The sequence below is a fragment of the Brucella sp. TWI432 genome, from assembly GCF_039674445.1.
Taxonomy (GTDB): domain Bacteria; phylum Pseudomonadota; class Alphaproteobacteria; order Rhizobiales; family Rhizobiaceae; genus Brucella; species Brucella chromiisoli.
The window spans coordinates 71,753-86,135 of record NZ_JBDJNL010000006.1; the positions used below are offsets into that span (position 1 = coordinate 71,753).

The window sequence follows — 14,383 nt, forward strand, 5'->3', positions numbered from 1 at the left end:
TCTCCAAAATCAGCATTTAATCCGTTTACGTTCATCCGTAACCCGCTTCAAAATGGCAGGTGCGGCGCTCGGATAACGCTCGGGAATTTGCTTGAATGTCGCGCAGGCGACATCGTTATTGTCCATCTTTTCAAGCGTCATACCAAGCTTGAACATGTTTTCCGGGGCACGTTTGGACTCTGGATAATCGCGTTGCGTATCGATGAAAACAGTCGCAGCTTCAGGGTAACGTGATTGGCCGTAAAGCGATTCACCCAACCAGTAACGCGCTTCGGCAGTGGCCGGATCGGCTGGATAGCGTTTAATATGTTCGCGAAAACCTGCTTCAGCCGCTTTGTAATCGCCCGACATAAGATATTGATAGGCAGCCTGATAAAGCGAATTCGGATTATCATCCGTCGGCAGAGACGCCACCGCATCGCCTCCCGGCACGGCTGCACCCTGTTCCGCCGGACGCGGCTGAACATTGATCGTTTCGCCGATTACATTGCCATTGTTATCAAACTCGATGGAGCCAAGCGTTTTTGGCGGCTCCCCACGTTGCGGCCCGCCTTGTGAGGCAGCGCCTGAACCAATAGCCATGGAATCGGCGCCCGATGCATTATTGGCCGCCGTCTGTGAAGAAGAACCGAGATTCCCGCCCTGCATTGTGGTTCCCGAACCCCCGTTATCAGGGGTTCCGGTGGCTGTTGCGTCGGCAAGTGACGTTTCACCTGCCTCCTTGCCTGCATCAGCGCGCCCACCTTCGAGCTTCTGGAACCGGCGTTCATTTTCTTCCTGCATTTTCTGCATCTGGTCCTGAAATTCCAGAACCTGAAAATTCATGGCTTCCGCGCGGTTACCAAGCTTATCCGCAATATCAACCGGATTACCCATGCCCTGCGAACAAAGATCCCCGCCCGGAGGTGGTGCTGCCAATGGTGCACTCTGACCAGCACTTGACTGGGTGGAAGCTGTGCCACCATTTTTCTTTTCCAACTCTTCAAATCGGAAGAGATTGTCGTCCTGCGTTTTTTGCAGCAACTCGTCGGTAAAACGAATCTGCGCATCCACATCCTCAACCTTGCCGGTCAGGTTGCGAATGAGTTCCTGCTGCAAGCCGGGGCTCTGGTAGCCACCCTGCCCGCCTGTGCCACCGCTATCACGCATGGCGTCATCGAGAATGGCTGTCGAACCAATGACAACATGATTCTGTGCGCCGCCCTTGCCTTTTTCAAGTGCCCGGAAACGGGTTTCATTATCACGCTGAACCTGAAGCATCTTATCGCGAAGTTGCAGGATGCGGGCGTATGACTGCGCATTCTGATGCGCAAGATTGCATATCTGCTGCGAAAACTGGCCACCGCCGAGATCGCCCGCCTGCGCAATCTGGATGGTTCCCTGCTCAGAAGAAACAGATGCAGCCAGAACTGGAGCACCCGCCAAAAGCGGCAGCATGGCAAATGCCAGTGTCACTTTTCTCATTGGTTTCCTCATTCCCTTTCGCCCCTATTGCTCATGTACCCTAAAACCTTTCGACCGCGGTCATCATGTTCATGCTCATCGTGATATTTGATGCCTGAATATCAACTGAACACCCAACTTCGCGCGGCTCTCTTTCGCTTTTAGAGAAAATCCATAAAAAGCAAAGATGCTTTCCCTATCACACAGGTGAGTTCGGCCAAAATTTGTCGAAGATGCCAATAAGTCGGTCCCTGAAACAAAAAAAGCAGCCCAAAGGCCGCTTTTTCTGGATTAGGTTCAGGCGATTTTCTGAAACTTAGCTACCGGCACCGTTGAGAACGGTAACCGCACGGCGGTTCTGCGACCAGCAAGAGTTGTTGTCGCAAACAGCCACGGGACGTTCGTTGCCGTAGGAAACGGTACGCATACGGCTGGTTGGAACGCCACGAGCCGCAAGGAAATCGCGGGTTGCAGCAGCACGGCGCTGGCCGAGTGCAAGATTGTATTCGCGTGTGCCGCGCTCGTCCGCATGGCCTTCAATCGTGACCGAATACTGCGGATAACGCTGCAACCACTGAGCCTGCTTCGACAGAGTCTGCTGTGCGTCTGCACGGATCAGCGACGAGTCGAGGTCAAAAAGAATGCGGTCACCGACGTTCACAGTGAAATCCTGAGAAGAGCCAGGCGCTGCTGCACCACCAGCAAGACCAAGATCTCCGGCATTGTTCGGAAGGTTCTTCTTGGACGCACAACCGACAACGGCGAGCGACATGAAAAGGGCAATAGCGATAGGGCTACGTGCGATCGACTGGAAACGGCGCATGGGCCGGAGCTCCTTAAGATTTGATGTTCCTGCGTGACCAACCAATAATCATATTTAGGTTAAGGCAGGCTCAAGAAGTATGGTTAACAATTCCTTATGGCCAAATGCAGAACGGCTTTTCAGTTGCAATTCTCTTTTTAGGCCATGATGGCTAAATGCGGCAGAAACACGACCCAACGGCCTGAATTATGGCATTTTACCGAAAAAAGCATGAAACAAACAGATAGAGCATTTCCAATCTTTCAATCAAAACTGGAAATGCTCAACGTTTCACGCCCTTAGGCTCACCATGAAGGCAATTACTCAAGCAATGGCGACCAGGCTGGATCTGAACCGAAGTTCGGAGTCTGGATCTGACGTTCATTACGGCCTGTCAGATCAATCGTGAAAAGCTTGGGACCACCAGCACCAGCGGCCTTGCGGAAGAACATCAGCACGCGGCCATTGGGAGCCCAGGTCGGGCCCTCATTATGGAAGCCGGAAGTCAGAAGGCGCTCACCCGTACCGTCGGTTTTCATGACACCAATGGAGAACTGACCCTGCGACTGCTTCGTGAAAGCGATCAGATCACCGCGCGGAGACCAGACAGGCGTCGAATAGCTGCCATCCCCTGCCGAAATGCGGCGTGGATTGGAACCGTCAGCACCCATGACATAGAGCTGCGGACGACCGCCACGGTCCGACGAAAACACGATCTGCGAACCATCGGGCGAATAAGAAGCACTCGTATCAATTGCCTGACTGCTGGTCAGACGTGTTGTCGTGCGGTTACGCAGATCCATCGTATAAATATTGGCGCTGCCATCGTCCTGCAAAAGGCTCATGACAACCTTCTGTCCGTCCGGCGAAAAGCGTGGTGCAATCGACATGCCGGGGAAGTTGCCAACCAGTTCGCGCTGACCGGTTTCCAGCTGCAACAGATAAACGCGCGGCTGACCACCGGCAAACGACATATATGTCACTTCCTGACGGTTCGGCGAGAAGCGTGGCGTCAGCGCCATGTCACGACCGTCAGAGAGATAGCGCACATTCGCGCCGTCCTGATCCATAATCGCCAGACGCTTCACGCGCTTCTGCGCAGGGCCCGATTCATCCACAAAAACAATGCGTGTATCGAAATAACCCTTTTCACCCGTCAGGCGCTCATAAATCGCATCTGCAATAATATGCGCAACACGACGCCAGTTATCGGGCGTTGTGAAGAACTGCTGACCGATCAGCTGCTGACCGCCAAACGTATCCCAAAGGCGGAATTCAGCCTTGAGCCGTCCATCGGGCTGCTTGGTGATACGACCTGTCACCAGTGCCTGCGCATTGATCACTTTCCAGTCTTCAAAACGCGGCGATGCATCAGGGTTGGATATCTTTTCAATGAAAGCCCCCTTGTTGATCGGCGCAAAAAGGCCCGAACGTTCAAGATCGGCTGCAATGACCGACGTGATATTCGCACCCAGTTGATCACCCGAAAGAAAATCGGTGACCGCAATTGGCAATGGCTCAACCACACCCTTGTTGATGTTGATTTCCACCACCGCACGCGCAGGCATGGTGGCCACCAGGCTCGCAGCAATCATACAGGCGAAAGCCGAAAAAACGATCCGGATCTTTTTGTTCATGATGCCGATTTTCATGTCTTTAGGGACCTCTTTTGTCCTTTGGCCTCGTTAAGGCAATCGATAGGAGTGACCAGCAAGGCTGATCAGAACATTTCACTCGGGTCGAAGTTGACGATCACTTCCGACCATGAATCATATTTGTCTGCTGGCAGGTTATAAGGTGCACAACGGGCCACAGCGCGTTTCGCACTTTCCGCTGCTGCACGACCAACACCGTCAGCGCCACCACCAGATGTCACTTCAGGAACACCCTGAATAGAACCATCCTGATTGAGATGCATCTTCACCGTGACAATCAGTCCTGGCGCGTCTGCCACACCGGCAGGCACATTCCAGCACTTGGAAATGGCACCACGAAGCGCATCCATTTCATTCTGGCTCAATTTTGAGCCACCCGTATTCTTCTTGCCGCCAAGCGATGCCTGATCGGTCGAACGCTTTGCACCGCCGCCTGATGTCTTCTGCTTGTTGAGAAGCGCTGCCACTTCATCAGCAATCGCATCATTTTTCGATTGCGACGTCTGCGAGGCCGACTGCGTCGGCTTCTTTTCTTCCACGGGCTTGCGATCCGGCGTTTTTGCCGTCTGCGCCTGCGGCGGTTTTGGCTTTGCCTGTGGCGCCGGCACATTATCCGGCAATTTCGGTGCCGTCTGGTCAGGAGCTTCCGCCTGTTTTTCGATCGCTTCTGCGACCGGATCAGGCTTCACGTCCTGTTTTGCTTCAGGCTTGGTTTGCACTTCCGTTGCGGGAACCGGTGTCGGCTTTTCCTGCGGCGTTGGTTCGGGCTTGGGATCAGGCTTCGGCTCCGGCTTTTTCACCGGCTCCGGCTGTGCCTTTGGTTCCTCAGCCGCTTCAATTGGCTTGGCCTTGTTGTCTGGTTTCGGCGGCGTCTGAAGATCGACTTCATTGTCACCGACATTCTGGGCATCCGGTACGATGTTCGGCTTTTTGGTCGGAACGGGCGCCGACTTTTCCTTCATGGGCGCAGTTTTATCGCCCTGCTGGATTTGCGTGATCGATTCGATCGGCACGATGTCGACCGGAAATGATTCCGAATCCTGCACGTCGAAAGGCTTCGGCGAGGAAAACGAAACCACAACCAGCGCAAGCGCAACGGCATGGAGTGCAACAGAAGATATCAGGCCAGCCTTCATGATGCCGTCAGCTATCCTGCTCCTGGAGTGTCACAAGGCCGATATTCTTGAAACCGGCGGCGGAGATACGAGCCATAACCTTCATGACAGTGCCATAATCGGCAGCCTTGTCACCGCGCACAAAAATGCGCTCTTCATACCCGGTTTTGGCAATCGCCTGAAGCTTGGGAACCACTTCATCAATCGGAATTTCAGTTTCCTGAATAAAGATCCGACCTTCGTTGTTGACCGAAACAGTGATTGGCTGCGTATCGGCATTCATGGCCTTGGCCTGCGTATCGGGCAGATCAATCGGCACACCAACCGTCAGAAGCGGTGCGGAGACCATGAAAATGATAAGCAGCACCAGCATCACGTCCACGAATGGCGTAACGTTGATCTCGCTCATTAATGCCTTCTTGCGGCCACGCCTGCGGCGACCACCCGATTGCATTCCCTGATTTCCAACTGACATGCCCATTTCAATATTCCCGAAGGCTCGATTTAGCTTTGATGCTGGAACACGCTTAGTTGCGTGGCGTCAGCTTCTCATCAATTTGGCGCGACAGTATGGCGGAGAACTCGTCTGCAAAACCTTCAAGGCGTCCGTTGATTTTGCCTGCATCACCCGAGAGCTTGTTATAGGCAATAACCGCAGGGATAGCTGCGAGCAAACCAATGGCCGTTGCAAGCAGCGCTTCCGCAATACCGGGAGCAACAACCGCGAGGCTGGTATTTTTCGAGGCCGCAATCGCCTGAAACGACGTCATAATACCGACAACAGTACCGAACAGCCCCACAAACGGCGCGGCTGAACCGGTCGTAGCCAGAAAGCCGAGACGCGATTCAAGTTTTTCACCTTCGCGGGCAAGCGCCACATCCATTGCCTTGTCGATACGCATTTGAAGCGCTATCGGCGAGCGCGCGCCTTTTTCGAACGATTTCTTCCATTCGCGCATGGCAGCAATAAAGATCGACGCCATTCCCGTGGTGCGGCGCTCATTAAGAGTGCGATAAAGCTCCTCAAGCGATTGCCCCGACCAGAAAGCCTGTTCAAAGCGATCGATGGCGCGACGTGCGCGGCCATAGGACACGATCTTGTCCACGATGATCGCCCACGTCCAGACCGAAGCGAGAATGAGACCAAGCATAACCAGCTTGACCACCCAGCCCGCATGCATAAACAGGCCCCAGAGGGTAATATCGGCGGCTGGGGCCGCAAGCGCAATATTTTCCATCGATCTACCGTCCTCGAATCCAAACGCCCGGCGTCAGAACCGGGCGGCATCACAAATTCTTCTTAAAACGCCCGCTACCGAACGCCCCAACCACCATAAACGGACTTCAAATTAAAATCCTCACAGCGCTTGTCATGGTTAATTTTGGTGAAAGGAAGGCGTTACATACGATCCAACCTCTCAACCGATTCCGTCATCATGATTAATCGGCCATTATGGTTAAAGATCAGTTAGCATTTAATAAGAGGCGATATAGGCCCGTTAATTATTGCAGATCGGCTGAAAATATCAGCCCGCTTTTGTGAAAGCCTCACGCCATTCATCCGGTATGCGACGCGGATGACCCTGCTTGGTAATCATCACCGCTTCAACTTTTGCTTCCGAAAGCAGACGGTCGCCACAGGTAATCTTCTGCGCCATGATCACACGCGCGCCGCGGATTTCATGCACACGGGTTTCAATCAGAATGAGATCGTCCATCTTTGCAGGCGATTTGTAATCGATCTCCATGCGACGAACGACCCAGACCATTTCTTCACCCAAGGCGCCTTCAGCAAGTTCGATGTGATGCACATCCTGAAGACGCAGAAAATCAGTGCGGCCGCGCTCGTAAAATTCGAGATAGCGGCCATGATACACAAAGCCGGAAAAATCCGTATCCGCATAATAGATACGCGCATAGAGATGATGCACCCCATCCTTTAATGCGCCTGAAACTGATTGTGCTGCTGCCTGATCGATTGTGTGCGTCATTCGTCTTCCATGAAAAGGCCAAACTGCGACTGCTGTGCCACTTCCGCAGGGGCAGCAAGTCCCATATGCTGCCAGGCAAGCGCCGTGAGAACACGCCCGCGCGGCGTGCGCTGCAAAAAGCCCTGCTGAATCATATAGGGTTCGATAATATCTTCAATGGCATCGCGCGGTTCGGATAGTCCGGCCGCAATGGTTTCGATCCCGACTGGTCCGCCGCCAAAATTTCGCGCGATCATATCAAGATAGCGCCGATCCAGCTGATCAAACCCGCGATTATCGACCTCAAGCCGCGAAAGCGCTTCATCGGCGATCTTGCGATCAATGACATCGGCACCGGCAACCAGCGCGAAATCACGAACACGCCGCAACAAACGGCCCGCAATACGCGGTGTGCCGCGCGAACGGCGTGCCACTTCCAGCGCGCCATCGGGCGAAATACCCATCTGCATGATGCGCGCACCGCGCCGCACAATATATTCGAGTTCTTCAACCGTATAGAAATTCAGCCTGACAGGAATACCAAAGCGATCGCGCAAAGGCGTCGTCAAAAGCCCCAGACGCGTTGTCGCTGCAACCAGCGTGAATTTCGCAAGATCGATCTTCACCGAACGCGCTGCCGGACCTTCACCAATAATGAGATCAAGCTGAAAATCTTCCATTGCCGGATAGAGAATTTCTTCAACAGCCGGGCTGAGACGGTGAATTTCGTCGATAAACAGCACATCACGATCTTCGAGATTGGTCAGAAGCGCTGCGAGATCACCAGCCTTGGCAATCACCGGACCAGAGGTCGAGCGGAAATTGACGCCCAGTTCTTTGGCCATAATCTGCGCGAGCGTGGTTTTTCCCAGTCCCGGAGGACCGACGAAAAGCACGTGATCGAGTGCTTCGCCGCGCACTTTGGCGGCTTCAATAAAGACTTTGAGATTGGCGCGCGCTTGCGCCTGCCCCACAAAATCATCCAGCGTTTGCGGGCGCAAAGTTGTATCGGCATCTTCGCCGCGCAGATCAGCATCGATAAGGGGATTGCGGTCGCTCATGCCATCCCTCTCGCATGAACATTCAGCGCACACAAGTAGCTCACCGCGACAACTCCTTCAGACCGAGGCGAATAAGTTTGGCCGAATCGGCATCCTGACCGGCTTCTTTTAGCGCCGCAGCCACAGCATTGGCCGCCTGATCACGGGAATAACCGAGATTGGATAGCGCCGAGACAGCATCGCTGACCGGCGCCGAGGCAACACCTGAGCCAAGTTCCTGTTTGAGACCGATTGTTCCGCTGGCTTCCCCTGCAAAGGCCGGTGCTTTGTTCTTCAGCTCGGTGACAATCCGCTCGGCTACTTTTTTGCCAACGCCCGGCGCACGCGAAACCATGGCAATGTCTCTCAAAGCAATCGCATTGGCAAGTTCGGAAGGGGTCAGTGTTCCAAGCACAGCAAGCGCCACCTTCGCACCCACGCCCTGCACATTCTGCAACAGACGGAACCATTCGCGCTCAAGCTGCGACCCGAAACCATAAAGGCGGATCATGTCCTCACGTACATAAGTCTCGATCAAGAGAACCGCAGCTTCCCCTACCCCGCCAAGATTACCAAGCGTGCGCGCCGAACAAAAAGCGACATAGCCAACGCCATGCACGTCGATAACCGCATGATCATCTGCAATTTCATCGATCACACCCTTGAGCTTGCCGATCATTGAATACCTACCCCGCTATAAGCGCATCGCGAAAAATGTAGAACGGTCTTCGCAATAAGATGCGCGTTAACTCAAAAGCGCCTGCATTCTGCGAGCGCTGACAATGCTCTGACGATGATGCGCATGGCAAATGGCAATGGCAAGCGCATCGGCAGCGTCACTCGTATCGAACGTTGCGCGCGGCATCAGAACTTTCACCATCATATGGATTTGCTGCTTTTCGCCATGGCCAACGCCAATGACCGCCTTCTTGACGGCATTGGGCGCATATTCTGCCACCGGCAGTCCCGCCTGCGCAGGGGCCAGAAGTGCAATACCGCGTGCCTGCCCGAGCTTAAGCGTGGCAGTTGCATCCTTATTGACGAATGTGTGCTCAACCGCCGCTTCATGCGGGACAAAGTCATGCAGGACTTTGGACAGCCCTTCATGAAGCTGACAAAGCCGTGAAGCGAGATCCAGCTCGGCATTCGACGTCACGGTGCCGGAGCCGATAAAATGCAGGGAATTGCCAAGCGATTCGACAACGCCCCAGCCGGTACGACGAAGCCCCGGATCAATACCAATGATGCGAATCGTTTCTTTCATACGTGAACCCTATCCTCAGACAGGTTCACTTGACAGCACAAAAGTGAACAAAAGAGAAACATACGCAAGCCAACAGGCCACTTCTCATATCCAAAAAAATGGACACACTATATTTTGACCAATTTATTGGGCATTACAAATTTAGATTAATATTATAAAGTACTTATGCAACTTATCTTTGAAGCTAATAAATATTAGGAGAATAATTATGACTTTCTCTAAATTTTTTAGATTTATATCGGCAAAACAACATCAAGACTCTGTTGATTATATAGATGCAAAAAAAGCAACAAAAGGCGGCGGTGGATTTAGGTCTGAATCACTTCAGCTTTGGGATGATGGATTGAGTCAGTGAATGAATGATTAGGCAGGCATGAGTGAGAATTCATGTCTGTCGAATTTTCAAGATAAATCTGGTGATGCGGTGCTCTCTATTTCAAACGACGGTGCATTCGTATCGTCTGGATTTTTTAAATATTTAAATCATAAATATTCTTCATCCTCTTGTGAAGAAAATCCATTCCTTTATTCTTTCTCACCCATATTAAATGAAATGGTTCTTTATGGGCACCGCGGAGAATTCCACATCAAGCCAGCCGGAGGAGAAGTTACTGTCGAGAGACCACTCTGGTGCGCGCATGATATATTCTTTTTCTATAATAAAAATCAGTGGCTAATCTCGGATGATATGACCGCGATGTCAGCTATGCAGGCCAAGCTCAAATCGAATCCTGGCTTCATCGCGAACTATCTATCATCAACTGAGTTTGCCACAGATCAAACGCCCTTTACCGGAATAGGCTGTGTTATGCCCGGAACCACAGCCATTCTTCATTCAAACGGGCAAATAACGTATAAACTCATCTGTGGTGAGACGTCTCAACTTGATAGCAGTGAAATCCCTGAAACTCTCATTGAGCACATCAACAGCGCTGGCGGGCCAAACAGACCGTTCATTCTGGAACTGTCAGGAGGTCTTGATTCTTCAGGTGTTTTCTACGCTGCCCTGACACAGCCACGAACGGCTGAACAACTATATCCCGTTACCTATTACGACCCCAATATATCGAATTCTTCCGATGTGGTTGCCGCTCAGGCGCTTTGCGGCAAGCATGGCGTTAATCTTCACCTGATACCAATCCGTTCGGACGGCATATTCACCGATCTCTTCACCGGACCTGCTTACAAACCAAAGCGCCCATCTCTATGGCTGCTTCATTCGGCTTCGCAACGAGACCTGATCGATTATGCTCAGTCTTTGCCGACTGATTGCATGATTTTAAATGGGCACGGTGGCGACCACATATTTCTGGCGAATCCTGTGGCGAGTGCAGCCATTGATCATCTTTGGAAGAAACACCCCAATATTACCAAAGCCTTTGAAACGGCGCGCAAACTTACCGTTTTGAACCAAAAATCATGGTTGCGGCTTGCTCGTGAGAGCTTATCAGACTGCCAGGCACGGCTGTATTTCCATATCTACGGCGCGGCCAATATTGGTTCCTCTCAAGATAAAAAAGCAATATTCAATAGCGAACTGTATAGAATTGCGTTTAATGAGCAAAAACGCGTTAACAGCATTTTCCAAAATCAATCCGTATCGAGTGATTGGATACGGCATCGCCGATCACTCATGGCAGCGGTCCATCATGGCGCGGCAGACCGTCTAACAGACATCCGATATCAGACTGTCTATCCATACCTTAATGAAACGCTGATCCGTTGGGCGGAAAACAGGCCGGACAGCTCAACCTTTTCTTATGAACTCAATAGATTACCGCAAAGAGAAAGCTTCCATCGTCGTTTCGGCGCCACGAGTTTCATGCGTAAGGGAAAAGGAGATATCAGCGGTATTGTCCAGCGTATGATCCGTGCGGAAAGTGAACACATCGTTGAGTTGATACTCAATGGCGAAGCAGCCAAATGTGGCTTTATCAATAAAGCGAATGTTCTTGACGATATTCGCAGATGCCAAATGGGCGGCGAATTCATTTCGCCGTCAACGCTGCTGCTTTTGTCGCTCGAACTTTATTACAAATGCTGGAAAAGCGAAATGTAATGGGCATCACATTCAGGGATTATTACCATCCATGCTTCACAAGAGACGGCGGTGTCATTTTTGACAGTAAGAATGACCAATATATACTGCTCTCGGATGAGGAAACGACAATCATTCAGGCTGCGCTATTGAATCCTGAATTCAATGATGCATTGTCACCCAAACTTGAAACACTGATTGCGCCGTCAGTGACCGGTGAAAGGGAGCCTGTCGCCTCTCAGATAGCCAGAGGCATGAATGATTATTCATGGCGCTACCTGCCAGAAAACCCAACCGCCTATGTCTCGGGCCGCGCCAAACCTCGTTTGATTCTATGGGTTTATTTGATCCAGATCCTGATAAAGCGTCGCGGAATTGTTGGAGCGGTAAATTTTATCACGCGCCACAGGTGGTTGTTCCGAAAATGGCTTCCTATTCTGGATATAAACGCGTTTTCCGACGACATAATGGTGGCGTCTCGACTTTCGCCATTCCGCTTTGAATGTCTTGAATTTGCAATCGCAGTGCGATGCTATGCACTGGTGCGGTCTATAGCAAATACCCGATTGTATCTTGGCATACAGCGTTTCCCGTTCGTCGCACATGCCTGGGTTGAGCATAACGAAAAACCAATCGGCGACGATCCAAACCTTCGCAATCGCGCCGCTGTCATTTTCCAGATTTAGAGAGACCTTTGTGCGCCCAACACGGTCTCGGCGCTCTCAAGTACGACGCGGAAAGGCGGGTTCCCGCTACGATTCAAGAACGACATGCGTGAGAACAAGAAGATAGAGCGAGCCTATTGGGTACGATTAAGCGCGGCACGCTCTAAGATGCGCCGAAAGCCGTCTTCAGCAAAACGATCTGATCCGATACCGGATTGCCATGGGGTGCGCTTTGCAATGAAACAACTTCACCGTAAACATTGCGGTCCATGCGGCGCACACGCGCCTGAAGGCGCATTGAGCGTTCGATGAGTTCAATGAAGGCGAACGGCAATTCGTTCCAGCCCGGCGCAATATCACCGGCAGACGGCGTATCAAGACGCACCTTTGCCTTTTCGGCTTCGACCTGTTTGCGGGACATTTCGCCATTGCGCGCGGCACGCTGCAACAAGAGCCACGAAGCCACCTGCATGAGCCGTGTGGTCAGGCGCATCGATTCGGCTGCATAAAGGGTTGCAGCAACGCGCGAAAGACTGCGCGCTTCTTCACGGCCCTCCCCGTCGAGATAGCTCGCGGCTTCCTCAACCATATCCATGCCTTCACCGTAAATCGGCTTAAAGGAATCCGAGAAAACCATGCGCTCGGCGAGGCTGATCATATTACCCGGCATCTGTCCCTGTTCGCTAATCACTGCTCTGCCACCTTACATGAACGCGTTCACGTCCATTTTGTTGCTCGCATACTGCCAAGGTATGCAAATGAATTATTTGAACTGCTGTTCGACCATGGGGAGAGCGAAGACGGAACAGGCAGTTTTCATGAGTCCACGATAAACTGCACCTTCATGCACCGTCGCGCAAGAATATGTTTAACGAAAGGTTAAAAATTTGGGGAGGATTTTCAGGAATGGTAAATGGCTGCGGCTGCAAACTGGCAAAAAGGCATAAAAAAAGAGCCGCAAAGGCGGCTCTCAGGAGTTTAACAGGGAGGCGTCAAACAGAGTGGCTAAACCACTCGGTAAGAATCCAGCCGAACTGGATATGAACTATTTAACGGTATTAAGATTAATGAATGGTTAACATCGTGTGTTTCAGGGCCGACAGACATAAAAGCCGCCCGGAGGCGGCTTTTAAAATCCGTATTTTTAAGCCTGCTGCAATGCGGGCTTGGGGCTTGAAACAACCGGAGCCTTTGCGCCCTCGGCAGAAACCGGCTTAAGTGCAGGCTTCTTGCCCCAGCCAATGGTCGGTAGCCATTCAAGATAATAAGCCAAAGCGAACTGCATCACGACACCGGTTGCAATCAGCAACGTGTCATATGGAAAGCCGCCCGGATTAACGAGCTTCATTACCTGTGCAACCATCGCCAAAAGAGTCCCGGCAATAAACACAGGCAGCGAATGCTTGCCCAGAATGGCCAGCGGGTTTTGTGGTGACGTACGCGCAATGCTGTTAAGCGTCGGCACAACCGCGATCAGATAGGCCATCGCCAGCACATGCAAAAGACGGGGCGCCGAAAGGAACGTCTTGTCGAAACCGGTCAGCACCGCAGGCATGCCCATTGAGGCATCAATACCCCAAAGCGGAAGACGAACCCATGCAAGCGACAGCACCAGATAGCCAACAGCAGCTGCAATCAATGCAGGATGTGCCGGAATTTTATCGCCGCGACGCACATACATGACGCCGGCAATACCGATGGCAAACAGAAACTGCCACGATAGTGGATTGAGGAACCAGACACCCGGCGTTGGATAATTCACTGGCGCGACATGATAAAGACCCGACAGCAACCACACCATGCCCGACACACCAAGCATCAGCGACAGGCTGATACGCGCAAGCAGCAGCAGCAGCGGCGTCAGCAGAAGCACGACCGCATACATCGACAAAATGTTGTTATAGCCAAGCTGATGGCCGAGTGTGACAAGACCAAGAAGCGCCTCGACCGGCTGTTTGACCAGCGGTGCGATATTGATCTGTGTGAGAAGCTCACGATGCTTGAGGAAAATGGCAGCGGAAGCAAAAATACCCACTGTCGCAAGCGTGGTCATAATATGCGCTGTATAAAGAACACAGGCACGGCGCCACATTTTCAGTGTCAGAACCAGACGGTTGCCCGGTGCAAACTTGGAACCATAGGCCAATGCAACGGCCATACCTGAAATCAGAACAAAAGCTTCAGCAGAATCAGAAAAGCCAAGATTCTTATGCGTGAAGTGCTCATAAATCGTACCCGGCACATGATTGATGAAAATGGTAAGCAGAGCCAGAGCGCGAAACACATCAATGCGTGTATCGCGGACTTTTGGCACTATTTTCGCCGTTTCATTCGTCATTTCGTCTGCCTGCTGTTTGTTTTCTGTCTGCAATAGCGCAACACTCATTGCCG

15 protein-coding genes are annotated in these 14,383 nt (G+C 51.9%); 3 read left to right on the forward strand and 12 right to left on the reverse strand.

The features are described 5' to 3' along the window. Positions 1-9: 9 nt before the first annotated feature. The 10 genes from ybgF to ruvC form a co-directional block, all read right to left on the reverse strand. A complete protein-coding gene (ybgF, locus tag ABE527_RS11085) occupies positions 10-1,476 on the reverse strand; it encodes a tol-pal system protein YbgF (RefSeq protein ID WP_499696962.1) in 1,467 nt (488 codons plus the stop codon). Between the two features lie 283 nt (positions 1,477-1,759). Beyond that, positions 1,760-2,266: a peptidoglycan-associated lipoprotein Pal gene (pal, locus tag ABE527_RS11090; protein WP_265984797.1), complete on the reverse strand. Its 507-nt coding sequence runs from the start codon at positions 2,264-2,266 to the stop codon at positions 1,760-1,762. 299 nt (positions 2,267-2,565) lie between these two features. Beyond that, complete coding sequence (gene tolB, locus ABE527_RS11095) at positions 2,566-3,897, reverse strand: Tol-Pal system beta propeller repeat protein TolB (RefSeq protein WP_265984798.1); 1,332 nt, start codon at positions 3,895-3,897, stop codon at positions 2,566-2,568. A 68-nt stretch (positions 3,898-3,965) separates the two neighbouring features. Further along, positions 3,966-5,036 carry a cell envelope integrity protein TolA gene (tolA, locus tag ABE527_RS11100; RefSeq protein ID WP_499696963.1) on the reverse strand — a complete coding sequence of 357 codons (1,071 nt, stop codon included), beginning with the start codon at positions 5,034-5,036 and terminating at the stop codon, positions 3,966-3,968. Positions 5,037-5,043: 7 nt separating this feature from the next. After that, complete coding sequence (gene tolR, locus ABE527_RS11105) at positions 5,044-5,496, reverse strand: protein TolR (protein WP_187544039.1); 453 nt, start codon at positions 5,494-5,496, stop codon at positions 5,044-5,046. A 46-nt stretch (positions 5,497-5,542) separates the two neighbouring features. Next, a complete protein-coding gene (gene tolQ, locus ABE527_RS11110) occupies positions 5,543-6,253 on the reverse strand; it encodes a protein TolQ (protein WP_265984800.1) in 711 nt (236 codons plus the stop codon). Positions 6,254-6,541: 288 nt separating this feature from the next. Further along, positions 6,542-7,006: a tol-pal system-associated acyl-CoA thioesterase gene (gene ybgC, locus ABE527_RS11115; RefSeq protein WP_265984801.1), complete on the reverse strand. Its 465-nt coding sequence runs from the start codon at positions 7,004-7,006 to the stop codon at positions 6,542-6,544. Then, the gene (gene ruvB / locus ABE527_RS11120; protein WP_265984802.1) at positions 7,003-8,046 is read right to left on the reverse strand and encodes a Holliday junction branch migration DNA helicase RuvB; all 1,044 of its coding nucleotides are present in this window, start codon (positions 8,044-8,046) and stop codon (positions 7,003-7,005) included. Before ruvB ends, ybgC begins: the two co-directional genes overlap by 4 nt. 40 nt (positions 8,047-8,086) lie before the next feature. Then, positions 8,087-8,704 (reverse strand): Holliday junction branch migration protein RuvA, encoded by a 618-nt coding sequence (gene ruvA / locus ABE527_RS11125; protein ID WP_265984803.1) that lies wholly within the window; start codon positions 8,702-8,704, stop codon positions 8,087-8,089. A gap of 66 nt (positions 8,705-8,770) precedes the next feature. Beyond that, positions 8,771-9,289 (reverse strand): crossover junction endodeoxyribonuclease RuvC, encoded by a 519-nt coding sequence (gene ruvC, locus ABE527_RS11130; RefSeq protein ID WP_265984804.1) that lies wholly within the window; start codon positions 9,287-9,289, stop codon positions 8,771-8,773. A 208-nt stretch (positions 9,290-9,497) separates the two neighbouring features. Here ruvC and ABE527_RS11135 point away from each other — a divergent pair, with 208 nt between their 5' ends. The 3 genes from ABE527_RS11135 to ABE527_RS11145 are packed head-to-tail and all read left to right on the forward strand — an operon-like array spanning position 9,498 to position 12,013. Continuing rightward, positions 9,498-9,644 (forward strand): hypothetical protein, encoded by a 147-nt coding sequence (locus ABE527_RS11135; protein ID WP_499696964.1) that lies wholly within the window; start codon positions 9,498-9,500, stop codon positions 9,642-9,644. Between the two features lie 18 nt (positions 9,645-9,662). Next, entirely contained in the window at positions 9,663-11,348 is a 1,686-nt protein-coding gene (locus tag ABE527_RS11140) for an asparagine synthase-related protein (RefSeq protein ID WP_499696965.1), read from the forward strand. Continuing rightward, positions 11,348-12,013 (forward strand): lasso peptide biosynthesis B2 protein, encoded by a 666-nt coding sequence (locus tag ABE527_RS11145; protein ID WP_499696966.1) that lies wholly within the window; start codon positions 11,348-11,350, stop codon positions 12,011-12,013. Before ABE527_RS11140 ends, ABE527_RS11145 begins: the two co-directional genes overlap by 1 nt. Before the next feature lie 142 nt (positions 12,014-12,155). Here the strand turns inward: ABE527_RS11145 and rcdA are convergent, their stop codons facing one another. Next, entirely contained in the window at positions 12,156-12,662 is a 507-nt protein-coding gene (gene rcdA / locus ABE527_RS11150) for a protease adaptor protein RcdA (RefSeq protein WP_499696999.1), read from the reverse strand. A gap of 474 nt (positions 12,663-13,136) precedes the next feature. Continuing rightward, on the reverse strand, positions 13,137-14,330 hold the full coding sequence (locus ABE527_RS11155; RefSeq protein WP_499696967.1) for an OpgC family protein: 1,194 nt from the start codon (positions 14,328-14,330) through the stop codon (positions 13,137-13,139). Positions 14,331-14,383: the final 53 nt, after the last annotated feature.